The sequence below is a fragment of the Mucilaginibacter sp. OK283 genome (assembly GCF_900110415.1).
GTDB lineage: Bacteria > Bacteroidota > Bacteroidia > Sphingobacteriales > Sphingobacteriaceae > Mucilaginibacter.
Window position 1 is genome coordinate 417,121 of sequence record NZ_FODR01000002.1, and the last position, 25,261, is coordinate 442,381.

Here is a 25,261-nt window from a genome sequence, read left to right on the forward strand (position 1 = left end):
TTTCATTTCAACTTGCATCCAAAGGCCGCGGGTTAATGCGGCCTTTTGTTTTGTGCGGTGTCCGTTCGCCCGGTTGGGTTGGGGTGTGGTTGGATAGGCGGACAAGGTTTTAACGGTGCCTATCTCCACCATGTCGGGTATACATCAGGTAAAACCTGAAAAAAGTCGTTATGACGTGCAACGGATATAGTTAAACAAATGTTCTAAGTTACCGTCATTGCGAGGTACGAAGCAATCTCGAACTATGTGGGACTTAGCATATCGGGGATTGCTTCGTACCTCGTAATGACGGATATTTGATATTGACAATCAGTTACTTACATGCGCGTCATTGCGAGGTACGAAGCAATCTCCGGGCTGTGTATGGTGGCTATGCATGGCGTATACTTAGCATGCGGACCACAAGGGTGGAGGCTTGCTAGCAGGTGCAGGTGTTAATCACGGTATTGGCAAGGCCCTAACCTGTGGAGCATGATTAGCTAGTGTAAGATAAACCAATGTTTCCCAATGATTTGGGCCATACTGATTGACGTGGCTGTCATAGCGGTCGAGCAAGTCTTCGGCTATAGCGGCATCTGATTTTCCCCTGGCGATGCTTTTACGGATGGCTGAAATTTCGGTGGAAAGGCGGTTATGCACTTTTTTGTTGTATTTGTCGAGCAAACCGAGCGCGTCGAAATGACGTTGAATCAAAGCGAATTCGTCATGGCTGATTGCTCCTGGCTGGATGAGTTGGTAGCGGAGCAAGGGGATGTTGCCTTGGATGACGAGCCGAGCGTCCAGAAAGCGGTGCTGCAAGAAGGTGTCGTCATAAAAATTGATGAACACTTTTTCTCCCTGCTCACGCCAGGTTTCGTTTTTCTGCAGGTTGCATTTAAAGCAGCAGGGCACCAGGTTTTTGGTCAAGATGGCGTATTCAGGGAATGCAGTTTGGCCGACGTAATGATCGAGGGTCCAACCAGTTTCTAACATACAGTAAGGACAGAGCTCCTGTATTGCGGGATGTTGTCTGCCGGAATAATTTTGTTTGAACTGCTTAAAGCTGCGGGTGGGGCTACCATAACATCCTTTAAGTGTCTTCCTGTATTTTGGCCGGTCAGCAGCAAACAGCGATCCAGGCTGCAGGCACAATGCGGGGAAATCCGTTAGATAGGTCTGATAGGCGGTTTGAACCCTGGGTGCAAGCCGGTTAAGGACACGCTGTGCGGCTGCCTGTTTTTCCGCGGTAATGTCGAGGAAAAGCTGATATTCGTCGATAGCGGCGTAATTACAATTGACCATTGGCGCCGTCGGTTAGGTTTTGTAAATAGATCCGGGCATTGAAGCTCAGTTGGTTATTGAAAAGCTGGTCGATCTGCGGCAGCGTGTAACGTTTGGACAGGTCTTCCAGAATGTTTTTGTAAAGGGCATTTTCTTCATCCACGTGGAAAATATCGTTATTGATATTGGTCAGGTTTTCTCCAAGGCATTCGATGAGCGGCTGACGTACCAGTGGAATATCCTCTTTGCGGTCGATGATACGGATAAAACGTGATGGAATATCCTGAACGATAACGGGGGAATGCGTAGCTAGTACGCAGACAGAGCTGAAATTGCGCAACACATAGCGCAATGCGGCCATCAGTTTGGCGGCTATGTTGGGATGTAGGTGTGTTTCAGGCTCGTCAAAGATGACGATGGAGTTTTTTTCCATGGCTGCAACCAAGCGGGTGACTAGATGGAAGATGATGCGTTGGCCGGAGCTTAATGCCTGGTTCAGGCGCTGATCGAAATCAGACCTAGAACCAAGCATTTCCAGTTGGTTAAGGTCGATACGCATAAAATCCACGTCCAAGTAGTTACGGATGCAATTCAGCCAGATGGCTTTCCGGGTCCGACTTTTAAGCAGGTTATTGTAAGCGCGCCAGAGGAGCTGTCCCATTAGTTCTTCGTTCAGCTGGCCTCTCGGGTCTTTAAAACTGATTAGCTCGTAGCTGATGGCTTCCTTCGAGGGTTGGTCAAACTTATCAAACAGGCTAAAGCTTACAGCGATAATCTTAGTGAACAGCGGGCGTTCTGGCTTGAAGTCGCCGGCTTCGTTGCTGTCTGAAAGTTTTTTTGCAAGCTGGGCCAGCAATTGTGTTTTGCCGGTGCCGTTTTTACCGATCAAGCAAAAAAAACTGTTGGGTATCGCCTCATCGTGGTTGAACGAGAAGTCGATGCGGTGTGGTAATGCGGCTCCGGGAACAGTGTGTTCGAAGCTGAAACTGAACCGTGGTTCCGGGTTCGCCAGGCCTACCTGCAACTGGTCGGAGGACTCATAGAGGGCACGCTGCGCCTCGCTGCTTCGGACCAGGGACGCGCTGAACGCTTTTTCATTTTCAATAGAAGCCCGTATGTCGGGGAAATAGCTGCAGTCGCGCAACGCGCGGGCGATATCCATATATTCAGACGGGAACGCGTTCTTTAAATCCTTGTAATAAGCAAGTGTTTGCCCTAGTGACGCGTATTCAGGGCCAAGCTCTGTAAATTCCCGAGGCAAGCGGGTGATCATTTTACCACGTTGGAGGATCTTGACTTCGCCAAGACCGGACCGGTTATCGGCTGTCGTATAAAACAGGAGTTCAAAACAGGTTTGGAAACCGAAATCATCCCAGGCTCTGGGCATGAGCGCCATGCAAGGAAAATGCCAGCCAGGGTCTGGTTTTTCATGATATTCTTTGACATAAAAGTTGATTTCGCTGTATTTTATCTCCCGGTTGTCCCAGAGGTCAAGTACTTTTTGAATAACTTCGTTTTGTTGCACCTGCCGGATGCCGGACTGCAGTTTGTAAAGGAACATTTGGGTTTCAGACAAGTCGTACCATTCTACTTCGGCATACAGCAGCCATGGTTTAAATGGTACTTGTAGGCTTTCAAACTCATGGTTTAGTTCAGGGAGCCCGGTAATGGGGCTGAGTTCCGTACGGACTTTGCCGAGGGCCACAACGGTAAAGCCTTCAGTAATAATGACGATGTCGCCGGGACGGTAAGGAAATTTGTCGACGGTAATGACGATTTCTTCACGTTGCAGCATATGGAAAAAGCTGGGTGCAGTGCGTTTCCAGTTACAGCCGAGTTTCCAGAGCTTGATCTTGCGGTCTACCTCAAACTCCAGTGCACGGAGTATCCGGTTAACTTGTTCGCCTCCATACAGGATGCCGGTTTCCTCACCAGTCGCTTGGAGGTACGCATAACGAACGATCTCTTTTGGCGGGTAGTATTTCTCGTTAATCTTTACACGGTAGGCTGTAGCCGGACGTAGCGCAATTTGATTATTCTTGATATATTCAACGGCCTGCAGTACGCTTTCACGGGTAATTAATTCAGGTTGAAAAGGCATGATAAGGGTTTTGGGTAAAAATAGCTGTTTAGCTGCAGATCAGCAAAAGGTATTTTGGCGGTGGTTATTCAGCAGCTGACTGGCGGTATTGTATGATGCCGTAATAGAGTTCTCGAATTTGCTACCTGCCGCCACGTTTTTTATCACTGGTTTTTGGGTATGTGCGACATTGAAATAGAATCTAAAGCTGACAAAGGGCCATATTATTGGTCACGCGGTCATCGTGAATATATTGGATAGTATGATATGGCAGGCGTAGACATAGGCATGGTCGAAAATGCTCAGCCCTTGTTGGTGTTCTCTGCCCCCAGTTGTCCGTAGTCTTCTGCTATTCGAATGTCTCCGACTTCGAACCTCTATGCCTGTAGTTTGCAACTACAGTAACCCAGTTAGGGTTAGTTTGGTTTACGAAGATTGTATATATTAAGTGCATCTCAATTCTGCAAATATTGGGGTATTATTGAGCTGATTGTTTGGGTATTCTGTAGACTATAGACATAGGAGATCAAAGTTGGAGACATTCGAACAGCGGAACTTTATGGACGGCGGGGGGAGCTCAAAAGAATCGCGAGCCTTCCAGGCTCAGCAATTTGACCTAATTGCAAAAGGCGATTTCGAGAGGGCTATGAACTTATGTATTAGCGATGTTAAAGCTAAATTCGGAACAAAATATGACGTTGGCATACAGCAAGCGCAAGCTTACGCAGATAAGTTAAATAAGGCAAAAACATCAACAACAAAAGAATAAAGTATGGATTACACAATAACGCCATATGAGTCTCTCGGAAATATCCGTTTGGGACTACATAGAAATGAAATTAGAAAACTCCTAAAGGAGCCTAATACTGAGTTTTATCGTAACCAATTTTCTAAAACCCCAACCGATTTTTTTGAAACTTTAGGGCTTTTATTAGCTTATGACGAAGATTTTTTATGTGAGGCAATAGAAATAGTGAAGCCCGCAAATCCGATTTTGTTTACGATGGAACTGTTAAACTTGCCCTATGCATCCGTCGAAGAGCAAATTGCGGAGTGGGACGAAGACGTAAAGATTATGTATACAGGCTTTACCTCTTATAAATTTGGTGTAGGTGTGTATGCGCCCAATAGAGATGACTCTCCGAATGAAATTAGCGAATCGGTAATTGTATTTAAGAAAGGGTATTACGATTAGTACCCCATATACAAATCAAAGGTTTTGTCGTGAACCCAAACCCCTCAATTCCCGCACCTCCCGTTAGCGATTGAAACGGATACCGGCCAGGCGGCTAAGGCCTGTGTAGTATGAGTGTAAAGCGCGGGCCGCAGGCAACGGCAGGAAAAGAGTCAGGAGGCGAGAATCAAGAATTAAGACGGATATGTGATATTCTGTAAGTGGGCTGGGGAAATAAGTGCTTTTTATGTTCTTGTTATATAAGTAACAGCCGTAATAATATTGTATTTTTGTTATTATGAAGTTTGTATTGGAAGTTAAAGAAAGTAAGGCAGCTGCGCTATTGGCGTTACTTAACGATTTACCTTACGTAAAAACCAAACCCCTTACGCCTTATAAAGCTAAAGTATTGGAAGGCGTTAAAGAGGCCGTTGACGAATTGAACCTGGTTTTGGCAGGTAAGTTAGAAGCCCGTAACGCCGATGATTTGCTAAATGAGTTATAGGGTAAAATTTATTCCTAAGTTTGAAAAGGAATTAAAGCGATTGGCAAAAAAATATCCATCGCTTAAGGCCGACTTTTCATTATTACTCGCCACCCTTAAAGAAAACCCTACCCAGGGAACTGCACTTGGTAATGAGTGCTATAAAGTTAGAATGTCAATTGCCAGTAAAGGAAAAGGGAAATCAGGAGGAGCAAGGGTAATTACCTGCTTCAAGGTGGTACAAAGTACCGTTTATCTACTCACCCTTTTTGATAAAAGTGAAAAAGAAAACATTCCTGATAAAGAACTTAAAGAGCTACTTAAATTTATTGATGAGTAAGCCGGTTTAAACCCAAGCTGGCGCACGCGTGTCGCGTGTGCCCCACATGCAAATCACGATTTTATTGTAACCCCCAACCCCTCAATTCCCGCAACTCCCGTTAGCGATTGAAACGGATACCGGCCAGGCGGCTAAGGCCTGTGTAGTATGAGTGTAAAGCGCGGGCCGCAGGCAACGGCGGGAAAAGACGTTAAGAATCAAGAGTCAAGAATCAAGACAAAAATGTTCGGTAGATGCAATTATTTTCTTTGTTTTCGGGTGGTAGAAGAGTTCGTTAATAGCTTCCTTCGTCAGCATGACAAGTCATTGTGCAGGCGTACCACCCTGAGCCTGTCGAAGGGTTGCGTGGAGAGGCCTTTGCCCGCGATGGTTCGACAGGCTCACCATGACAGCCCTTTATACAACATGGTTGGTGATATTTTATAACTCAAAAACATGGTCCGGCGTTTACCCGTGCGCTTTTTGATTCACTGATTTAACCATTTACTATAATAAACCATTATTTCGGTACTTTGCTTTTTGATTACCAGTCACCCTTTGCGCCACCACCTGCGCAATATTTCCAATCCGGAATTTTTTCCGGGGTTAAAAATATTAACCATTGGTAGTGTACCACCCCGTACCAGGGTGTTTCACCCCGTGTCAGGGCGTGTCACCCTGTTTCATCCCGTACCGGTACACACACCTGCAATTAACCCATTCGTACCCCATCGGGTAAATATTACGGTACCGGGCAAGGGGCGAAAAAGAAATTTTATACAATTTGCACTACAGTATATCACGGAGTGCAAATTGCATCAGATTTATCCTCACCGCTGCGGATAACCCATCGCCTGTTCGTTTATACAAATCGTTTATTTTTTTTAAACGTTTTTAGCGTGTTTCAAATCATTTGCTTTTGTACTCAAAAGCCCTCTCCCCCTGGTATCCGCAATCCTTCCAAACAAACAGCATGCCTGCAAGTGGCTGCTGCATCAGTTCATTGGCAGTAAGTCCTTTTTGGGCGGTGGTGATGTACAGGTCGCTTAGGTTGGGGCCGCCAAATGTGCAGGAGGTTACGTTGGCTACGGGTAGGGGCAAGGTAAATAATTTGGTTGCGGTATGCGGGTTCCAGCGGCTTACCTGCCAGCCGTTCCAGTGGGCAATCCACAGCATGCCTTCGGCGTCGATGGTCATGCCATCGGGGTAGCCATCTTTTTCGTCGATAGTGATCACCGTTTTTTTGTTGGAGATGGTGCCGCTGTGTGCATCAAAATCATAAGCCACCACGTTCATGGTCGGCGTATCGATATAGTAAAATGTTTTGTGGTCGGGGCTCCATGCCATTCCGTTGGATATGGTGGTGCCATGTATTTTGGGCGTGATATCGTGGTTGCCATCCAGCGTGTATAGTTTCCCGGCGTTCGGGGTTTCGTCAATAGCCATGGATCCAATCCAGAATCTGCCGGCCGGGTCGCACTTGCCATCGTTAAAACGGTTCTGCGGCAGATGGACTTCGGGGTGAGCAAAAAATGCCGGTTGACCACTTTGGCGGTCAACCATAGCCAAGCCGTTTTTTAACGCGGCAAGTAATTGCCCATCGTTGCAAATAGTTACCGCGCCAACCATCTGTTTAACATCAATGGTTCTGAAATTCTTGTTTTCGGGATTGTATTCGTGGATATGGCCGCCCATAATATCAACCCAGTATAAAATGTTATTGCGCCAATCCCAAACGGGCCCTTCGCCCAAAAAACTGGCGTGGTTAACTGCTACTTGTACCATTGTGTTATTTAATGCCATCGGGCAAAGTACTTACCGATGTCCAGCCGCCATCAACAATTAAACTTTGGCCGGTAATGTGTTTGGCCTCGTCGGATACTAAAAACAGCGCCGTGTTGGCAATGTCGGTAACATAAGCCGGCCGGCCCATGGGGGTAATGTTCGACCATACCCGTTCATAGTCCGCTTCTTCCATAGTACGTTCGGTTAAGGTAGCGCCCGGCGCAACGGTATTTACATTGATGCGGTACTGCGAAAGTTCGATGACCAGGTTTTTGGCCAGCATCTCCAAAGCGGCTTTGGTCATGGCATAGGCGGCAAGGCTTTTGAGCGCCTGGTGCCCCACTACCGACGAGGTAAAAAGTATTGCCCCGCCATTGGCCTGCGCCTTCATTTGTTTAGCCGCTGCCTGCGCCAGGAAGAACGAGCCGCCAAGGTTTACATCCAATACTTTGGAGAATGCTTCTTTGGTGTAGGCAAAAAAATCGCCATATAAGGTAATGCCGGCATTGGCTATTACAATATCCAGCCGCCCGTATAACTTTATGGCAGTATCAACCATGCTATTGATGAAATCCACGTCGCTTGAATCGCCGGGCATGGCCAAACAACTTTCCGGGTGGTTTTGGTTGATCAGGTCTTCCGCATTTTTTGCTAAACCGATATCTATATCATTCAATATTACGGTAGCGCCTTTTTGGGCCAGCATGCGGCAAATTTCGAACCCTATGCCCTGGCCTGCACCGGTAACTATGGCTACTTTATTGTTAAAACTCATGATATAAACTTAATGTGAATCTCTTAAAACCTTACTGCCCGAACCACCTACCAGGAAATCCATATCGGCCCCCAGGTGCGCCTGCTGCACATGGTCGAGATACAGTTTTACATAACCACGATTGGTAACCGGATCCGGTTGGACGTATTGTCGTTTTCGTTCGGCAAACTCTTCGGTGCTGATAGCTACATTTAACGTGCGGTTGGGTACATCAAGCGTAATCAGGTCGCCGGTTTTTATCAGGGCAAAATTGCCGCCCGCGGCAGCCTCCGGTGATATGTGCAATACCACGGTGCCAAAGCCGGTTCCGCTCATGCGTCCGTCGGATATGCGCACCATATCTGTAATTCCCTTTTCCAATAGCTTTTTGGGGATGCCCATATTGCCAACCTCGGGCATACCGGGATAGCCTTTCGGCCCTACATTTTTTAATACCAAAATGCTGTTTTCATCAACCTCCAATTCGTCGGTATCAATACGGGCTTTAAAATCCTCAATGTTTTCAAACACTACGGCTTTGCCGGTATGCTGCATTAAATGCCCGCTGGCCGCCGATGGTTTGATAACCGCGCCCTGCTCGCAGAGGTTACCTCCTAAAATAGCCAGGCCGGTAGCTGTATTAAAAGGTGCATCAACCGTAGTAATTACGTTGCTGTTGTACCCCACGGCATTACTGTAATTATCGGCAATGGTTTTACCGTTTACCGTTATGGCATCCCGGTGAAGCATACCATCCAGCGCTTTTAAAACAACAGGCAGGCCGCCGGCATAAAACAGGTCTTCCATAAAGTACTGACCGGAAGGCTGAAGGTTGGCTATCAGCGGGATGTTTTTAGATAGGGGATCAAAATCCTTCAGTTCGAGCGGTACGCCAATACGGCCGGCAATAGCCAGCAAATGGATTACAAAATTGGTTGATCCGCCAATGGCGGCGTTGGTAATGATGGCGTTTTCAAAAGCCTGCCGGGTAAGTATGTCAGATAATTTCAGATCTTCTTTAACCATTTCGACAATGCGTAAGCCCGATAGCTGCGCCAACACTTTCCGCCTGGAATCGGCAGCAGGGATGGCCGCGTTGCCCGGCAGCGATAGACCCAATGACTCAACCATACAAGCCATGGATGAAGCTGTGCCCATAACTGCACAATGCCCCTGGCTGCGGCACATGGCCGCCTCGATGGTAAGCAATTCCTCTTCCATGATCTTGCCCGAGCGTACATCATCATGATAGCGCCAAACATCGCTGGTGCCAATCTGCTTGCCCCGGTGGTTGCCGGTAAGCATCGGCCCGCCAGATACCACAATGGTGGGGATATTTACGCTGCAGGCACCCATTACTAACGATGGTGTTGTTTTATCGCAGCCGCAAAGTAGTACTACCCCGTCCAATGGGTTGGCGCGGATAGATTCTTCCACATCCATACTTGCCAGGTTCCTATAAAGCATAGCCGTGGGCTTCATTAAAGTTTCGCCAAGCGACATTACCGGGAACTCGACCGGGAAACCGCCCGCCTCTAAAATGCCCCGTTTTACCGATTCGGCAAGCTCGCGAAAATGAGCGTTGCAGGGGGTAAGCTCGCTCCATGTATTGCAGATGCCTATTACCGGTTTGCCTTGAAATTCATAGTCGGGAATGCCCTGGTTTTTCATCCAGGCGCGGTAAATAAAGCCATCCTTGCCTTTACGGCCAAACCATGCCCTGCTTCGTAGTTCTTGTTGGTCCATTGGTTGATATAGTTTTGCAGCCCGGGGGCATTTACAATTGGTGTTGAACAAATATAACCGCAAAATTTAATTATGGGCGCGCATTCGTTTGTTGTTTTTCTTTTGTAGACGCATAATTGCGTCTCCCGCGTTTAGGCTTAAGATTTGCAGGGTTGCCAAAATGCAGATTCGAACTTGCATGTTTTGAATATCCTGCGGGAGACGCAATTATGCGTCTCTACGGAAAAAAATGCGTGCCTTTTTATTTCTTGTTGTAGGTCAAGTTTCCCCGGCGAATAGCGCCTTACTTTTGATGTAAATAAAACAGCAACACATAAAATAATCAACATCATGGAAAATACAGTAAACGGCATTCACCACATTACAGCAATAGCAGGCAATGCCAAACGCAATTATAATTTTTATGCCAACGTACTTGGTTTACGCCTGGTTAAAAAAACAGTAAACTTCGACGATCCTGAAACTTACCATTTATATTATGGCGATAAAGAAGGTACCCCTGGTACTATCCTTACCTTTTTCCCCTGGGAAGGTATTACTGCTGGCCGCAGGGGCGCACGCCAGGCTACCGAAATTGGTTATTCGGTTCCTGAAAGCAGTTTTGATTTTTGGCTAAAACGTTTTGATGCCAACAATATCATCTACAATAAAGTATCTGAAAAATTTGGCGAACCATACCTTACCGTTTTAGACCCCGACGGTTTAAAACTGGAATTGATAGCTTCAAAAACTGCCGATAACCGCTTGCCATGGGAAACAGCCGATGTAAAGGCCGAAAATGCTACCAAAGGGTTCCACAGTGTAACTATCACTACCAACAAAATGCAGCCTACTGCCGATATTTTAACCGGCGTATTTGGCTACCGCTTGCTGGAGCAGCATGTAAACCGTTACCGCTTTATTACCGACGCGGTTGAAAACGCCGCCATTGTTGACCTGGTTGAGGTTGCCGGCGAAGTTGCAGGCCACGTGGCCGGTGGATCGGTTCACCACGTTGCATTCCGCGTTAAAAACGAGGAAGTATTGATGCAATACCGCGAAAAGATTGCCGCCCTTGGTTTGCATATTACCGATAAAATAGACAGGAACTATTTTTACTCATTGTACTTCCGCGAACCGGGCGGTGTATTGTTTGAATTGGCTACCGATAATCCCGGTTTTGCTGTTGACGAACCGGTTGACGAATTGGGTACCCATTTAAAATTGCCTGCACAACACGAAAGGTTCCGCAGCACTTTAGAGAAAACATTACCTCAATTATATTGATCATGTACACACATCAAAAAAATTATATAACCACAGGCGCCCCGGCAACCGAAGCCGGGGCAGCTCTGGTCATGATTCACGGTCGCGGCGGCACTGCCCAAAGCATTGCCAGCCTGGCCGATAGCTTAAATGTGCATGGTATGGCTATTTACGCCCCACAGGCCACTAACAATAGCTGGTACCCCTATAGCTTTATGGCGGGCGATAAAATGAACCAGCCGGCTTTAAACTCGGCCCTGGATACGATAGACCAGTTGGTGCAACAGATTAAAGCTGATGGCATCCCCGAAGAGAAAATTTATTTCCTCGGTTTTTCGCAGGGTGCCTGTTTAACGCTGGATTATATTACCCGCCATGCCAAAACATACGGCGGTGCTGTAGCGTTCACCGGGGGCCTGATAGGTGATGGCCTCGATCTTAACAATTACCAGGGTAACTTTAACGGAACACCCATACTGATCACCACCGGTAACCCCGACCCGCATGTACCTTTAACAAGAGTTGAAGAAAGCGTTGCCATCATCAAAAACCTTGGTGCCGATGTAACCCTTAAAGTATACCCCGGCCGGCCGCATACCATAACTCAACAGGAGATTGATCTGGCCAACCAGCTGGTATTTAAATAAATAGCGATAGTGGATAGCAACGTTAAACTTCCGCGTTTTAATACGCCGGAAGTTTAGCGGCATGGCTATAATCAAGCTTTATCTATGCAATCAATACCGATTCGGCCAGCGCTATAAAATATTTAGCGCCATAAATTAAAGCGTCGTCGTTAAAATCATAAGCCGGATGATGCAGCGGCATCGACTTTTCGCCATTGCCAATCAAAGCAAAATTGCCGGGAACATGCTTTAAAAACCGCGCGAAATCTTCAGATACGGTTACCGGTTTAATGTTGCTATCAATATTGCCTGGATCAAATATTCCGGCAGCGCCACGTAATGCAGCTTTTGTGCATTGCTCATCGTTAATAAGCGGGATAAATTCGTGGGTGTATTTTACGTCGACGATGCAATCATAAGCCAGAGCGGTACCGGCTGCCAACCGCCTGATTTCGGTTTGGACGGTTTGGCTTACTTCGGGCAAAAAACTCCTGGCGTCGCCTTTTAATATTGCCTGGCCGGGCAAAGCATTGCGGGTACCATTGGTAATAAACTCGGTGACAGATACAACGGCTATATCGGCAGGGTTTATCCGCCGGGAAACGATAGTTTGCAAATCCATCACCAGCGAACTTGCGGCTACCAAAACTTCGCGCCCCGCATGCGGGCGGGATGCATGGCCGCCAATGCCGGTTAACGTAATTTCAAAAAGGTCTTCAGCGCCCATAAGCGGCCCTACGCAGGTGGCAAAATGGCCAACCGGTAAGCCCGGCCAATTGTGGAGGCCATAAATAGCCTCAAACGGAAAGCGTTGCAGCAGGCCATTGTTAAGCATGGCCAGCGCCCCCTGGCCCCATTCTTCGGCTGGTTGAAAAATGAAATATATGGTGCCGTTAAACGTGCTTTCGGTTGCCAGCCATTTGGCAGCACCTAACAGCATGCTGGTGTGCCCATCGTGCCCGCAGGCATGCATTACGCCATGGTTCTTTGATTTGTATGGATAATTGCCTTGCTCGGTTATGCGTAGCGCATCCATATCGGCACGCAACGCTATGGATGTTGTACCGATGCCTTTTTTTAGCGTTCCAACTACACCGGTGCCACCTATGCCTTCGGTTACTTCATCCATGCCAAATTCGCGTAGTTTGGCGGCTATGAAAGCGGCGGTTTGTTTTTCTTCAAAACCAAATTCGGGGTGTTGGTGTAATTCCTGTCGCCAGGAACACATCTCTGCACGTAAAGCTTGCATATTTAAGCTGCTCATTTTTTGATGTGGATGAAAGCAGGTTAATGATTGGTGCCGCCCGCAAACTGCTTTTCGCCGGCTTTTACGGCAATACTCAGCTTGTTTTCGTCGGGCGGTTTGGGGCAGGAGTAATTGGGGCTGAATGCGCAATATGGGTTATAAGCCTTGTTAAAATCAACAATAAGACTGCCTTCCTTAAAATCGGTTGTTTTGAGATCGATGTACCGGCCGCCGCCATAAGTTTCCTGCCCGTTGGTGTCATCAGTAAAAGGCAAAAACAAATAATTGCTGAACATTGGATTTTGCGACAGGTAGATGCTTTTGTAAACCGTGAGTTCCATCGGTTTGCCCTGCAATATAAATTTCAGCAGGGCATATTTAATGTACTGGCTGCCTGTGCCATGAAATACGGGCATTATAAAATTGGTTTCGTTGCTCAGCAGTGTTACTTTACAGGTAACCCTGTAAGTACTGTCGGCATCGTAAAAGCGCAGGTTTTCGAGGTCATCCTTTTTTAAGGGCGAATGAGTGTCCGTTAAAAAATCGTTCATATAGCCCTGGCGAAACTGATCTATTTGCGCTTTATAGTCCTGCGCAAAACAGTTAAAGCCGGTCATTAATATCAGGATCAGGAGGTATCTCATAAGTTTTATAACTATTGCCTTATTAGTTGATGGCAATATATAAATTACAAAACTTAATGCCGAATGAAACGAACGATACCGTTTAATTATTAAGCGATAATGCCTGGCTGTAATCCCGGCTTATCGCTCTTTGTTTATCAGCAGCTATCTCGTTTTGCAGCGTTTTGCTGGTAAAAATGGCAACACCCAGGTCGGCCTTATACTGGTACCGTAACGAAAGGGTTAACAGGCTCGAATTCCAGTTATAAATATCCGAATAGTTATCGGGCCTGTCAGTAAACTGGCCATACATGCTGATGAATTTTTGTAAAACTTTATATGCATCTGTCATTTTAAAAAACAGGTAAATGTTCACAATTTTATCCCTATAGGCACGGATGCCCACCATATCAAGGTTTAAACTATCGCCCAGGTCCAACACATTTGGGTCAGTGTAGGCATATCTTAAGCAACTGTCGGCGTCAGCACGGCTATCGCCATCAAGGTAGGATAAGTTAGCAGCCTGGAGGTCTTTGATATCAGAGCCTAAAACAACATTGTTGCCGGGTCCGTTATTTAATGTTAAGTACGATATGGAGCCTGTTTTAAGCGCCTGGGCATTTGCCATAAACCACTGACAGCTAATAATGATAAACAGCGCTATTTTAATCCCTGAAATAGCCCTATGGTAAATTCTTTTTTCCATATCTCTCCACCTTGCATAATGTTGGAGAGACAAGTTTAATACCGAACTTTAATCGGCATTTATTTTTATTAACTTTTGATTAATTAATAAACTTATTTATAAAAAATGAAATAAACAGGCGTTTTTCTGTTCATTTGCCTTGTTTGGTTTTTTGTACACTGGTTTACAGTGGGTTAAATACTGTACAAAATAATATTCAGCACCTATTTTAACCGCCCGTTCATAAATGATGTGCCGGCTGCCGCTATTGGGTTCTGTCTGTTGGGGTCATGGGTAAAAGCAGAAACAAATAATTGCTGAATATTGGATTTTGCGACAGGTAAATGCTTTTGTAAACCGGGGAGTTCCATCGGCTTGCCGGTAGCGTGAATTTCAGTAAGATATATTTAAGGCAATACATGCCTTAACAGTTAATGACAATATATAAGTACAATGCTTAAAGCCGAACTGAATGAAAAAAGCGGTTTAGTAATTGAGGGATAATGCCTGTTTATAATACCGCCTGATTGCTCTTTGTTTATCGGCCTCTATTTCGGCTTCCAGCTTTTTGCATGTAAAAATGGCGACACCCAGATCGGCCTTGCACTGGTAGCGTAACGAAAGGCTTACCTGGCTTGAATTCCAGTTATAAATATCCGAGTAGTTATCTGGCTTCTCGGTAAACTGGCCATATAGGCTGATGAATTTTTTTAATACTTTATATGCATCCGAAAGGTTAAAAAACAGGTAAATGTTCACTATGCTATCTTTATAGGCACGTACAGCTACCATGTCAAGGTCTATGCTATCGCCAAGTGTAAAAGCATAAGGCTCGTTATAGGCATATTTTATGCAACTGTCGGCATCAATGCGGCTATCTCCGTCGAGGTATGTTAATTTACCGTATGGCAGTGTGCCGATATCTTTGCCCAAAGCAATGCAGCCATTGAATCCATTGGAGGCCATTAGGTATTTAAGAGAACCCGTTTTAAGTGTTTGGGCATGTGCCATAAACCATTGGCAGCCAACGATGATAAATAGGGCTGTCCTGATGCCCGGGATAGCCGTATGGTAAATTCTTTTTTCCATATCTCTCCACCTTTCATAATAATGAAGAGACAAGTTTAACATCGAATTTTAGTCGCGATGTTATTTTGGTTAGTTTCCGATTAAATTGTAAATAAAGTGTGAAAAGAAAACGGAACATTGCAATTGATTTACAATTGCAATGTTCCGTTTCGGGCACAAATATTTCTTAATGATTAAAGGGGGACTGGAATATTATTCAATGTTATTTGACCGCCCATTCATGGATACCGGCCGAATTATCAACCGGAAGCTGAATTTCCATCCGTAAAGCGGTAGTACTTACCGGCTCAAAACTTACCGTATTAAAGCTATCCTTGCTGATGGTGTAAGGCGTTGTGTTTTTTACCGGTACCCATTGCCCATCTTTTTTATACAATATTTTGTACGATGCCGGGATACGGCAACCACCCCAGGGTCCATCGTCAAACCAATAAACTTTTGATTCGCTTACGGTATGTGCCGCGTCAAAATCGTACTGAACAAATTCGCTGGTATCCTTAGCTGGCCACCAGTGCATAAAGGGAAAGCTGTTATCGTTTGAACTGGCCGGTTCATACTGGTCTTTTATAGATGCAAACATCTTTTTATTTTTTAATGATGCACTTACTTTACTGGTACTTGCAATGGTAGGTGCCGGCTGCGGCCTTGAAGCTGATGCCTCATAAGGGATCCAAACCGTCATTTCACTTGGCCCGCGGTTAGCCCAGGCGTAGTAGGGGATGGCCTTTACCTGTTGGCTGGTTTCGGTCAGTTTATCGCTGTTGAGTTGCCTTTTGGTGCTCTTGCCCTCGGCATTAATAACATCTACGCCGTTCAAGAGATCGGCCTGGTAATTGGCGTTTGCTATGGCGTTTTTATCTATCATGATGTTTTGCACCAGGCTGTCGCGGTTATCGGGGCCTTCCAGGCAATAAACAATAGGGCCGCGCTCAAAGGCAAAACGATCCCTGTCGTCTTTTACCTTTTGGTTGGCTAATACCTTTTCAGTTTCCATAGGGAGGTTAAGGCTTACCTTATCGCCTTTTTTCCAGCTGCGTTTTAGTACGGCGTACCCTTTTTCGATTACAAATGAGGTTGCTTTGCCATTGATAGATAGTACAACAGGCAGCTGTACGTTATTCATAAATGAATATAAATCGCCGGGAACAGGCTGCTGTTTGGCCCATCCGGGGATGCGTATCCTTAAGGTGAAGACTGTTGCTTTTGCCGGGTTAACGGTAATATCAACCTTGCCTTTCCAAGGGTAATCGGTGGTTTGTACAATGTTTACATTTCCCGATGTTAGCTTAATGTTGCTGGTATTGCTCATGAAGAGGTTAACATACAGGTCGTTTTTGTTTTTAGCATAAACATAGCCGGGTAACGATGGCAAAAAGCGTGTCATGTTGCTGATACAGCAGGCGCAGCTTATCCAGGCGCTGCGCTGGTGCTGGTTCATGGATGCCAGTGGGTTAGGGTAAAAAAAGCGGTCGCCACTCAGTGAAACGCCCGAAAGCAGGCCGTTGTACAGCGTACGTTCCAGCACATCAATATATTTAGCATCGCCATGGAGTAAAAACATTCGGTTGTTCCAGTATACATTGCCTATAGCAGCACAGGTTTCGGCGTAGGCCGACATGTTGGGCAACTGGTAAGCCTCGCCAAAAGCCTCGCCATTGCCGGTTGCGCCAATACCACCGGTAATGTATAATTTTTTGTTAACCACATCGCCCCAGATATCATCAATGGCGCTCAGGTATTTGGTATCGCCGGTTAAGGCAGCAATATCGGCCATACCGGTATACATGTAGGCTGCACGTACGGCGTGGCCTTCGGCCTCGTGCTGGTCAACCACTTTTTTATTGGCCTGGTTGTATGATTCGCCTTTGGGGCCGCGTACATCCAAAAAGAATTTGGCCAGGTCGAGGTATTCTTTTTTGCCGGTAACACGGTACATTTTGGATAGGCCTATCTCCACAATCTGGTGACCGGGATACTCTTCAATTTTGCCCGGCCCGAAGGTTTTTACCAAAAGGTCGGCATTTTTTATGGCGATGTTAAGCAAAGTACGTTTGCCGGTAGCCTGGTAATGTGCTACGGCGGCTTCGTACAGGTGCCCGCAATCATACAATTCGTGGCTCAATACCTCTTCATTCACCCAGCGTTTGTCGCCTATCCATTCATGAGGTTTTTTGGCGTGTACCGTGCGGAAGGTATACAGGTAACCATCCGGTTCCTGCGCGGCCCCAATAATACCAATGAGCGTATCGATATATCTATCCAGCGTAGGGTTCTTTTTGTTTTGCATGGAATAGGATGCCCCTTCAATGGCTTTGTATACGTCGGTATCGTCAAACGGGAACTCACTTAGCTTATCGCCATCTAATTGTTTGGCGGCGCGTAAAAAGTTATCCATGCGGCCGTTCTTTTTACACTGGGCAAGTACATACGGGATAGTTACATTGGCATTTACCGCCATTTTAGGCTGCCAGAATTTATCGTTTACCTGCACATTGGTGAATGCTACAGGTTGAATAGGATAATCCTTTTGCTGGGCAAATAAGTTGCTGCTTAAACCTAATACCGATGCCGACAACAGGCAGGCTATTTTAATTTTACTGGTCATCATATTTTAGTTTTTTACCATGCGGCTGCCATATACGGGGCCGGCACTGTTATCTTTTTTAGGTAATAATTTAACGCTTACTTTTTGCTTGCCCTTGGTTAACTCAATGGGGATCAGATAGCTGATGTCGTAGAAACGGCTCTCTTTGTACTTGTTTAAATCCTCGGTTGCCACTTTGGTGCCATCTATCATAATATCAAATGTGCGGCCGCGGTTATCCATACCCCAATACGTGTTAATGAGTGTGTTTTGGGTATTGGCATCAACTTTCATATCATAGGTAAAATAGCCGCCGTTTTCTGTCGACCGCCATTTCTTTTGATGGTCCTCGCCGGCGGTGGTGTTCTCGCCGGCAAAATTATGGTCGCGCTCGGGTTGCATTTCGCCTATGCGTAAAACATCGGTAGTGTGGGCTTCCAGTTCCTGTTGTTTTTTCTTTTGCTCATCATAGGCTTTTTGTTGTACTACCCAGGCATCCGGTGTAAATACATCCCAATAAACCGAGTAATATTCATCTTTGGTTTGGTTAAAGGGGATCAGCTTCACCTCTTCGGGTTTTGAAACGTTTTCGGTACGGAAGCTTAACTGGGTTTTATCAACCATTTGCAGCCATTTGTTAGGGTCGGTTTCGCTGGTTACAAAAACTGGTACTCCTTTTAACGGGTCGGGCTCGGTGTTGCCTAAAACGCCGGCTAACAAAACCGGGCCGTAAAATATAGCGCGCCTGTTGGCATTATCGGGCATGGCCTCGGTATATAAACTCTCGGGCATAGTAAACGTTACTTTATCGTTATTGCGCCATTTACGGTTCAATACAAAATAGCCTTCCGCATCAGGAGTAAGCTGTTGTGTTTTTCCGTTGATACTGATTGTAGGGTTGCCTGTCCATTTGGGTTTGCGGATGCGGATAGCAAATGTAGACGGTTTTGCAAGGGTGATAGTATAAGCCATCCGATCTGCCGAAGGCAAATTACCTTCCTGTTTAATGCTCAGGCCTTTCTGCTTCCAGTTTAATACCGACGGAATAAACAGGTTGATATAAACACTCCCATCGGCACCCCTGAAGTAGATGCTTTCGTTATACTTTACATGGTTTTCCATACCCGAGCCTACGCAGCAGGTAAAATCATCAAAGGGGGTGCTGTAGCTTTTTTTACCGCCCATGCGCAAAGGCACAAAATAACATACCCCGCCTGTTTCGTGGTTTTGCGATGCCAGGATGTGGTTGTATAAGCCCTTTTCGTAATAATCCATCAACCTTGCCGAAGGCTCAACCGCAAATAAATGGCGGGTAAGCTTTAGCATATTATAGGTGTTGCAGGTTTCGGTAGTGTTTTCGGTAAGCTTGTCATTTAGTTTGCCCGGCTCGGTAAGGTATTCGTAATTACTGTTACCGCCGGTTGCGTAGGAGTGAAAGCCGGTAACGGTTTCCCAAAAGAAATCAGCTATGGCTTTGTCCTTTCCATCACCGGTAAGTTCATATCTGCGGGCGCTGGCTATGATTTTAGGAATTTGGGTATTAGAGTGCTTACCGGGCAATATGTCGTTCTTTTGGGCAAGCGGGTCTAATATGCGCTTATCGTAAAACTTGTACGATAGATCCAGGTATCTTTTTTCACCGGTTATGGCGTATAAATTGGTCAAGGTTTCGGCCATCCCGCCGTATTCGCAAAGCAGCATTTTTTGCAGCTTGTCGTCGTCAAGGTTTTTGATGGTTTCGCCTGTCCAGTTGGCCATGCCCTGGCATATTTTGAGGGCCTGTGTATTGTTAGTATATAAATAGGCATCCAAAAGCCCGGCCATAACCTTATGTACCGTATACCACGGCGACCAGCCGCCATTTAAATCGAACCCGCGGGAACGGATGTCGCCTTTGGCTACTTCGGCCCAAATGGTATCTTCTTTGGGTATAGCGCCAACATAGCCGCTTTTACGCGCCACCTGGCATTCGTTCAGCTGGCTTACTATATAGTTTGTACGTTTCAAAAACTCTGGGTCGCGGGTTGATGCATAGTGCATGGCAATGGCCGATAGGTAGTGCCCCAAAGTATGCCCGGCCAGGCCCGAGTTTTCCCAGCCTTCGTATATTTTCCCTTTAGGCTGTAGGCCCGAGTGAGAACGGAAACCCGACAGTAATCGATCTGGCTCGATAGTTAATAAATAAGCGGCATCAACCAGCATAGCCTTTTTGAAGGGACTTTCTAAAAGTTGTACATCTTTTAAGTCAAAGCTATAGGCCTTAACCGGAACAATAGGTTTTACTTTAAAGCGGGTATCGTTCCATTCAGGTACGTAAGATTGCGCCTGCGTTTTTTCGGCAGCAATAAAGCATGCAACGGCATAGCAGCTTATTTTAAAATACTTGTTTACAAACATTAGCATAAGGTTAACACTATAAATTCAATTTATAAAATTACCGGGATGAAATGAATGTTTATGGATAATAATTGGCAGGTTTTAGCCGGATATTAGCTCTTTTTTTGCGGTATTGGCGTTTTTGAGGTTTTATTAATGTTAACAGTAAAGTAGCCATTATTGCCGGGCTTTATGCAATAATTACAATTTATTAATGCCATTGTAATAAGAAAGTTAATATACGGGCAGCTTTGGCAAAATTTTGTAAAAAATGCAGTGTTGGGGGCAAATAGATTTACATATCTGAAAATCAGGTTGTAAATAAATAGATTTTAACCCCAAAACTTTAATTTATGAAGTTGAAACAATTACTAAAAAAGTTCATTTTGCCTTTAGTAGCCTTGTTTGTATTTTGCTTAAATGCTAATGCACAAACAGTTACAGTAAAAGGAAAAGTATCTGACGATAAAGGCTTACCCCTGCCTGGCGTCACCGTCAGATTAAAAGGCACCAACAAAGGTGTAAGTACCAATATTAATGGTGCCTACAGCATCAGCTACCCGGGTACCGGCACGCTTAACTTTTCGGCCATTGGCTATATCCCCAAAGAAATTAAGCTTACCGGCCAAACCGAGATTAATGTTGTTTTGCCCGAAGACAACCAGGCGATTAGCGAAGTTGTGGTTACGGCACTTGGCATAAAACGCGATAAAAGGGTGCTAAGCTACAGCAGCCAGGAAGTAAAAGGCGCCGAGCTGGTACAGGGAAAAGATCCTAACATTGTTAACGATATTGCCGGTAAAGTATCTGGTGTGCAAATTACCAGTTCATCGGGTAACCCGGGCAGCTCTACCCGTATTGTAGTTCGGGGCGCATCGTCATTTTATGGCGATAACAACGCGCTGATGGTTATTGACGGTATCCCGATTGATAACAGCGAAACCGGTAACCTTAACTCCGGCCCGGGTACAAGCAGGATTGCCGATTTGGATCCTAACATTGTTGAAAGCATCAACGTGTTAAAAGGTGCGGCTGCGACTGCATTATATGGTTCGTTGGGTGCCAATGGTGTTATTATCATTACCACCAAAACCGGGTCGGCCGGCAAAAAAGCTACCGTCAGTTTCTCGTCTGATTTTTCGTCGGAAAATCCTTTGCTGCCACAAATCCAGAGCAAATATGCCCAGGGAACAAACGGACAGTTTTATGATGGTACAACTTTAAAAACCAGCACCTCCTGGGGGCCGCTGATGGATACCCTGAAGATAAACGGCCAGGCTGCAAAAAAATATAATCAATCAGACCTGTTCTTTAAAACCGGCCATACCTATAATAATGTGGTGAGCATTAATGGCGGCGGTGAAGCTTCAAACTACTATATATCGTATTCTAATTTTAATCAGCAAGGCACGGTACCAACTACCTCGTTTATCCGTAATTCGTTATTTGCTAAATATGGTGCAAAGATTCTGCCTAACCTGACCACCACGTTCCAGTTAAATTATTCCAATTCGCAAAACGACAGGCTGCCCGAAGGATGGGCTTTAGAGAGCCCGGTATGGACAATTTTTACTGCCCCTATATCGTACAACCTGTTGCCTTATGAAAATGCCGACGGAACGCAGCGCTTGTACCGTTACTCAAGGAATAACCCTTACTGGGTATTAAATAACATCTCGAACAAATCTGGCGTAAACCGCTTTATGCCAACTTTTACCGCAGATTACAAGCCTTTAAAATGGCTTACCGTAACTGAGCGTTTTGGTGCCGATGTATATGTTGAGCAGGATAAATACCATGAATCTGCCAACTCGGTATCTAACCCCAATGGCCGTATTGTAGTTAATAACGCCAATTTCAGGCAGATTAATAACGATTTGATCATCAGCGGTAACCATCAGTTTGGCGATTTTAACATTGATGGTGTTTTGGGAAACAATATTTTTTCGCAGTATACCGAAAATTCATATGCCAACGGCGTTGGCCTTTCGGTGGCCGATTTAGATAACATTAGTTCGGCATCTACGGTAAGTTATTCTGAGAGCCATGCGTTGGTGCGTAGAATAGGTTTTTACCTGCAAACCAACATCGATTATAAAAAATTCCTGATACTTTCTCTCACCGGCAGGTATGATGGAAGTTCGGTACTTTCAACATCCAATAATTTTTATCCTTACGGATCGGCTGCGGCCAGCTTCATATTTTCGGAATTTTTCTCCAAAGATTTCCAGGATGTGATGAACCTGGGTAAATTCAGGGTTTCATATGCAACAGTTGGCGGCAGTAACGTAGGTGCTTATTCACTTACTACACCTTACTATAGCCAAACCATCCGCAATATTACCTTCCCTTACCAGGGCCAGTCTGGATTCTTGCTAAGTTCAACATTGGGTAACTCTTTCCTGAAAAACGAAAGAATAAACGAGTTTGAAGCAGGTTTCGAAACAGGCTTTTTTAACAACAGGATAAGCCTGGAAGCATCATATTTTGCTAAGAAGACCGTAGACGGTATTATTCCAGGCGTAAGTATAGCCCCTTCTACCGGTTATAGCGGTACAACGGTAAATACCGGTGTAATGCAAAATAAAGGGATTGAATTGTTGCTTACTGTGGTGCCCGTTAAAACCAGAGACTTTAACTGGTCGGTAACCATGAACTTTACGCGTACCCGTAACAAGGTGTTAAACCTTTATGGCGATTTGCAACAACTGGGCAACGGTTTTACCTCGCTTATTGTAGGCCAGCCTTATGGTATTATATACGGCACGCGTTATGCACGCAATGCTCAGGGTAAATTATTGATTGATGCCGGTGGTTTACCTTATGCCGACGATACACAGGGTATAATTGGTAACACCAATCCTGATTGGACCGGCGGTTTCAGCAGTAACCTGCGTTATAAACAATTTAACCTGAGCTTCTTTTTTGATGTGAAAAAAGGCGGCGATATTCAGAACAATGTTGATGGCTACGGATACTTTTATGGTACGCCCAAAGTTACCGAAAACCGCGGCCCGAGAGTGGTTGACGGTATAAGCGCTACAACAGGCCAGCCAAATACTATCTCTGTTAACGGCCAGGCATATTACCAGCGTATAAACGGCATCACCGAATCGGTAATACAGGATGGTACCTATATTAAATTGAGGAATGTGAGTGTTGGCTATACTGTAAAACCGTTGTGGTTAAAAAGCACACCTTTTAAAACGCTTAATTTTAGTGTAACCGGTCGTAACCTGTGGATTTATGCGCCGCACTTTACCGGCGGCGATCCGGAAGTAAGCTCATTTGGTGCGTCAAACGGTGCACAGGGTATTTATTCCTTCTCTACCCCAACTTCCCGTTCAATCGACTTTAGCTTAAAATTCACACTTTAATCCATTTATCAAACAAAAAAGTATCATGAAAAAAATATCAATGATTTTAATATCATGTATCCTGATAAGTGCTTCGGGGTGTAAAAAATATATCGATGTAAATCAAAATCCCAATCAGCCCGTTGACGTGGCCGAGGCCCAGATCCTGGCGCCGGTTGAACTGGATATATCATCAAGCCTGTATGCGGGTAACGTGGCCGTAATTGTACAGGAATACATGCAGGTTGCTGCCCTTAACCAGGTAGCACCCAATGCAGGCACGTACCTGATGTATAACTCGGATATGGATGGCGACTGGGGCAACCTGTATGTAACCTGCCTGAATAACCTGGTAACGCTAAATCAAAAAGCTACGGCCGATGGTAAATCAAATTATGCAGGCATAGCTAAAATATTAACAGCATATTGCCTGGGTACCGGCACCGACCTCTGGGGAGATATGCCTTATTCGCAGGCTTTTAAGGGAAGCGCTGAGTTTACGCCCGTATATGATGCCCAAAAAGATATCTATACCCAGATACAAAGTTTATTGGATGCCGGTATTGCCGATATTGCCAAAAACGGTACGGTAAAACCTGGCGGCGACGACTTTTTTTACGCCGGCGATATGAGTAAATGGACAAAATTGGCCTACACTTTAAAAGCGCGTTATTATATGCACCTAACTAAAGCGCCGGGTTACACCGCCTCAACGCAGGCTCAGCTGGCACTTACAGCGTTGGAAAAAGGCATGCAATCAAACGATGATGACTTTAAAATGGCTTATACAGGCGCGGCTGGTGGCGAAAATCCATGGCAGCAAAACTTTATATCGGCCAGTACGGTTGTTTTGGGTAGTACTTTTGTTAATGGTTTTTCAACCCGTAGCGATCCACGCTTAAGTGCTATGGTAGCTCCGGCTACAGCAACGGGCCTTTACACCGGGCTGGGACAGGGCCTAAATACAATTGGTCAGTTGGAAGATTACTCACGTCCCGGCGACTTTTATGGCGCCACCGGAGCCACCAATTACATTGTAAATTATTCGGAAGCATTGTTTTTAAAGGCCGAGGCTACACTGATAACATCGGGCTATACAAGCGCGGCGCCTGTTTACCAAAGCGCGGTTTTATCGCACATGACAAAGCTTGGTGTTAGTACAGACAAAGCCAACGCTTACCTGGCCTCAAGAACCTTAACCGCCAGCAATGCCGAGCAGTTGATCATCGAAGAAAAAGGTATTGCCAACTTCCTTTCACTGGAAAATTTTACCGACTATAGGCGCACCGGTTATCCTGTTTTGCCCGCGGTACCAAACGCGTTATCGGCCATACCACGCAGGGTATTATATCCGCAGGCCGAAATTACCTCGAACCCGCAACCGCAGCAAACAGCTAAGCTGACTGACAGGCTTTGGTGGGACGTTAAGTAAATTGTAATCCCCCTTTTAATAATATAATTATTGCACCCGTATTCCCAGAAAGAATACGGGTTTTTTGCGTGGTGATTTTTGTTTATTAAGCGATTTGCCTCCATTCGGATTCTTTAACCCACGGGCACATTTACCGGGAGTAACCGGAGTCAATATTTTATGGAATTACATCAACGACATTAACCATGCAGCCCCTGCAGGGGTGAATAATTATTATCCCGTCTCCTGCAACAGAACCATTTGCAGCAATATCATTATTGTTTTTTAGCCTGGCTGGCGGCTACTCGTATGGCTGCTGATAACGTCATCGTCAGCAAATCGCCTGAATTGTTGCTTTACAGGGAAGGCCACCAGTAAACGAAAGCTATCATTATAACACCTATTCGCCCTTCTCATA

At 45.5% G+C, this 25,261-nt stretch carries 20 protein-coding genes; 8 read left to right on the forward strand and 12 right to left on the reverse strand.

Annotated elements, in window-relative coordinates; translation table 11 throughout:
- Positions 1–438: 438 nt before the first annotated feature.
- Together BMX56_RS06485 and BMX56_RS06490 are read right to left on the reverse strand one after the other, a co-directional pair.
- Positions 439–1,281 carry a hypothetical protein gene (locus BMX56_RS06485; RefSeq protein WP_090642652.1) on the reverse strand — a complete coding sequence of 281 codons (843 nt, stop codon included), beginning with the start codon at positions 1,279–1,281 and terminating at the stop codon, positions 439–441.
- The gene (locus BMX56_RS06490; RefSeq protein ID WP_090642655.1) at positions 1,268–3,361 is read right to left on the reverse strand and encodes an AAA family ATPase; all 2,094 of its coding nucleotides are present in this window, start codon (positions 3,359–3,361) and stop codon (positions 1,268–1,270) included. Before BMX56_RS06490 ends, BMX56_RS06485 begins: the two co-directional genes overlap by 14 nt.
- Positions 3,362–3,872: 511 nt before the next feature.
- Between BMX56_RS06490 and BMX56_RS06495 the strand changes: the two genes are divergently transcribed.
- From BMX56_RS06495 to BMX56_RS06510, 4 genes are all read left to right on the forward strand, one after another.
- Positions 3,873–4,109, forward strand: coding sequence for a hypothetical protein (locus BMX56_RS06495; RefSeq protein ID WP_143065379.1), 237 nt, complete (start codon positions 3,873–3,875; stop codon positions 4,107–4,109).
- A 3-nt stretch (positions 4,110–4,112) separates the two neighbouring features.
- Positions 4,113–4,535 carry a hypothetical protein gene (locus BMX56_RS06500; protein ID WP_090642661.1) on the forward strand — a complete coding sequence of 141 codons (423 nt, stop codon included), beginning with the start codon at positions 4,113–4,115 and terminating at the stop codon, positions 4,533–4,535.
- 277 nt (positions 4,536–4,812) lie between these two features.
- Positions 4,813–5,019, forward strand: coding sequence for a hypothetical protein (locus BMX56_RS06505; RefSeq protein WP_090642664.1), 207 nt, complete (start codon positions 4,813–4,815; stop codon positions 5,017–5,019).
- The gene (locus BMX56_RS06510) at positions 5,009–5,338 is read left to right on the forward strand and encodes a type II toxin-antitoxin system RelE/ParE family toxin (RefSeq protein ID WP_090642667.1); all 330 of its coding nucleotides are present in this window, start codon (positions 5,009–5,011) and stop codon (positions 5,336–5,338) included. The genes BMX56_RS06505 and BMX56_RS06510 overlap by 11 nt, the downstream gene beginning before the upstream one ends.
- An 888-nt stretch (positions 5,339–6,226) precedes the next feature.
- Here the strand turns inward: BMX56_RS06510 and BMX56_RS06515 are convergent.
- From BMX56_RS06515 to BMX56_RS06525, 3 genes are read right to left on the reverse strand one after another with little or no spacing between them, the layout of a single operon-like run.
- Positions 6,227–7,120: an SMP-30/gluconolactonase/LRE family protein gene (locus BMX56_RS06515; RefSeq protein ID WP_255369789.1), complete on the reverse strand. Its 894-nt coding sequence runs from the start codon at positions 7,118–7,120 to the stop codon at positions 6,227–6,229.
- Positions 7,107–7,877: an SDR family NAD(P)-dependent oxidoreductase gene (locus tag BMX56_RS06520; RefSeq protein ID WP_090642670.1), complete on the reverse strand. Its 771-nt coding sequence runs from the start codon at positions 7,875–7,877 to the stop codon at positions 7,107–7,109. The genes BMX56_RS06515 and BMX56_RS06520 overlap by 14 nt, the downstream gene beginning before the upstream one ends.
- A gap of 9 nt (positions 7,878–7,886) precedes the next feature.
- The gene (locus BMX56_RS06525) at positions 7,887–9,602 is read right to left on the reverse strand and encodes an IlvD/Edd family dehydratase (protein ID WP_090642676.1); all 1,716 of its coding nucleotides are present in this window, start codon (positions 9,600–9,602) and stop codon (positions 7,887–7,889) included.
- Between the two features lie 330 nt (positions 9,603–9,932).
- Between BMX56_RS06525 and BMX56_RS06530 the strand changes: the two genes are divergently transcribed.
- Together BMX56_RS06530 and BMX56_RS06535 are read left to right on the forward strand one after the other, a co-directional pair.
- Positions 9,933–10,868 (forward strand): ring-cleaving dioxygenase, encoded by a 936-nt coding sequence (locus BMX56_RS06530; protein WP_090642680.1) that lies wholly within the window; start codon positions 9,933–9,935, stop codon positions 10,866–10,868.
- A gap of 2 nt (positions 10,869–10,870) precedes the next feature.
- Positions 10,871–11,494 carry an alpha/beta hydrolase gene (locus BMX56_RS06535; RefSeq protein ID WP_090642684.1) on the forward strand — a complete coding sequence of 208 codons (624 nt, stop codon included), beginning with the start codon at positions 10,871–10,873 and terminating at the stop codon, positions 11,492–11,494.
- 82 nt (positions 11,495–11,576) lie between these two features.
- On the opposite strand, the gene BMX56_RS06540 is transcribed toward BMX56_RS06535, so the two are convergent.
- The 6 genes from BMX56_RS06540 to BMX56_RS06565 all read right to left on the reverse strand — a co-directional run bounded on the left by BMX56_RS06540 (position 11,577) and on the right by BMX56_RS06565 (position 20,097).
- A complete protein-coding gene (locus tag BMX56_RS06540; RefSeq protein ID WP_090642695.1) occupies positions 11,577–12,737 on the reverse strand; it encodes a M20 aminoacylase family protein in 1,161 nt (386 codons plus the stop codon).
- 23 nt (positions 12,738–12,760) lie between these two features.
- On the reverse strand, positions 12,761–13,363 hold the full coding sequence (locus BMX56_RS06545) for a DUF1684 domain-containing protein (protein WP_090642698.1): 603 nt from the start codon (positions 13,361–13,363) through the stop codon (positions 12,761–12,763).
- 82 nt (positions 13,364–13,445) lie between these two features.
- The gene (locus BMX56_RS06550; protein WP_090642703.1) at positions 13,446–14,048 is read right to left on the reverse strand and encodes a hypothetical protein; all 603 of its coding nucleotides are present in this window, start codon (positions 14,046–14,048) and stop codon (positions 13,446–13,448) included.
- A gap of 465 nt (positions 14,049–14,513) precedes the next feature.
- A complete protein-coding gene (locus BMX56_RS06555) occupies positions 14,514–15,116 on the reverse strand; it encodes a hypothetical protein (RefSeq protein WP_090642707.1) in 603 nt (200 codons plus the stop codon).
- Between the two features lie 202 nt (positions 15,117–15,318).
- Positions 15,319–17,724, reverse strand: a complete 2,406-nt coding sequence (locus BMX56_RS06560; protein ID WP_255369790.1) for a glycoside hydrolase family 127 protein — start codon at positions 17,722–17,724, stop codon at positions 15,319–15,321.
- Between the two features lie 3 nt (positions 17,725–17,727).
- Positions 17,728–20,097, reverse strand: a complete 2,370-nt coding sequence (locus BMX56_RS06565; protein WP_090642715.1) for a glycoside hydrolase family 127 protein — start codon at positions 20,095–20,097, stop codon at positions 17,728–17,730.
- Positions 20,098–20,429: 332 nt separating this feature from the next.
- Here BMX56_RS06565 and BMX56_RS06570 point away from each other — a divergent pair, with 332 nt between their 5' ends.
- Positions 20,430–23,453 (forward strand): SusC/RagA family TonB-linked outer membrane protein, encoded by a 3,024-nt coding sequence (locus BMX56_RS06570; protein WP_090642720.1) that lies wholly within the window; start codon positions 20,430–20,432, stop codon positions 23,451–23,453.
- 25 nt (positions 23,454–23,478) lie between these two features.
- Entirely contained in the window at positions 23,479–24,864 is a 1,386-nt protein-coding gene (locus BMX56_RS06575; protein ID WP_090642725.1) for a SusD/RagB family nutrient-binding outer membrane lipoprotein, read from the forward strand.
- Positions 24,865–25,128: 264 nt separating this feature from the next.
- Here the strand turns inward: BMX56_RS06575 and BMX56_RS30475 are convergent, their stop codons facing one another.
- Entirely contained in the window at positions 25,129–25,260 is a 132-nt protein-coding gene (locus tag BMX56_RS30475; RefSeq protein WP_255369791.1) for a hypothetical protein, read from the reverse strand.
- Between the last annotated feature and the right edge of the window lies 1 nt (position 25,261).

What these genes read in the sequence shown, in the direction of transcription:
- BMX56_RS06555 (WP_090642707.1), bottom strand. Translation starts at nt 15,116, where the DNA reads ATGGAAAAAAGAATTTACCATACGGCTATCCCGGGCATCAGGACAGCC.
- BMX56_RS06535 (WP_090642684.1), top strand. Translation starts at nt 10,871, where the DNA reads ATGTACACACATCAAAAAAATTATATAACCACAGGCGCCCCGGCAACC.
- BMX56_RS06530 (WP_090642680.1), top strand. Translation starts at nt 9,933, where the DNA reads ATGGAAAATACAGTAAACGGCATTCACCACATTACAGCAATAGCAGGC.
- BMX56_RS06490 (WP_090642655.1), bottom strand. Translation starts at nt 3,361, where the DNA reads ATGCCTTTTCAACCTGAATTAATTACCCGTGAAAGCGTACTGCAGGCC.
- BMX56_RS06515 (WP_255369789.1), bottom strand. Translation starts at nt 7,120, where the DNA reads ATGGCATTAAATAACACAATGGTACAAGTAGCAGTTAACCACGCCAGT.
- BMX56_RS30475 (WP_255369791.1), bottom strand. Translation starts at nt 25,260, where the DNA reads ATGAGAAGGGCGAATAGGTGTTATAATGATAGCTTTCGTTTACTGGTG.
- BMX56_RS06565 (WP_090642715.1), bottom strand. Translation starts at nt 20,097, where the DNA reads ATGTTTGTAAACAAGTATTTTAAAATAAGCTGCTATGCCGTTGCATGC.
- BMX56_RS06570 (WP_090642720.1), top strand. Translation starts at nt 20,430, where the DNA reads ATGAAGTTGAAACAATTACTAAAAAAGTTCATTTTGCCTTTAGTAGCC.
- BMX56_RS06545 (WP_090642698.1), bottom strand. Translation starts at nt 13,363, where the DNA reads ATGAGATACCTCCTGATCCTGATATTAATGACCGGCTTTAACTGTTTT.
- BMX56_RS06540 (WP_090642695.1), bottom strand. Translation starts at nt 12,737, where the DNA reads ATGAGCAGCTTAAATATGCAAGCTTTACGTGCAGAGATGTGTTCCTGG.
- BMX56_RS06525 (WP_090642676.1), bottom strand. Translation starts at nt 9,602, where the DNA reads ATGGACCAACAAGAACTACGAAGCAGGGCATGGTTTGGCCGTAAAGGC.
- BMX56_RS06505 (WP_090642664.1), top strand. Translation starts at nt 4,813, where the DNA reads ATGAAGTTTGTATTGGAAGTTAAAGAAAGTAAGGCAGCTGCGCTATTG.
- BMX56_RS06575 (WP_090642725.1), top strand. Translation starts at nt 23,479, where the DNA reads ATGAAAAAAATATCAATGATTTTAATATCATGTATCCTGATAAGTGCT.
- BMX56_RS06550 (WP_090642703.1), bottom strand. Translation starts at nt 14,048, where the DNA reads ATGGAAAAAAGAATTTACCATAGGGCTATTTCAGGGATTAAAATAGCG.
- BMX56_RS06510 (WP_090642667.1), top strand. Translation starts at nt 5,009, where the DNA reads ATGAGTTATAGGGTAAAATTTATTCCTAAGTTTGAAAAGGAATTAAAG.
- BMX56_RS06560 (WP_255369790.1), bottom strand. Translation starts at nt 17,724, where the DNA reads ATGATGACCAGTAAAATTAAAATAGCCTGCCTGTTGTCGGCATCGGTA.
- BMX56_RS06520 (WP_090642670.1), bottom strand. Translation starts at nt 7,877, where the DNA reads ATGAGTTTTAACAATAAAGTAGCCATAGTTACCGGTGCAGGCCAGGGC.
- BMX56_RS06485 (WP_090642652.1), bottom strand. Translation starts at nt 1,281, where the DNA reads ATGGTCAATTGTAATTACGCCGCTATCGACGAATATCAGCTTTTCCTC.
- BMX56_RS06500 (WP_090642661.1), top strand. Translation starts at nt 4,113, where the DNA reads ATGGATTACACAATAACGCCATATGAGTCTCTCGGAAATATCCGTTTG.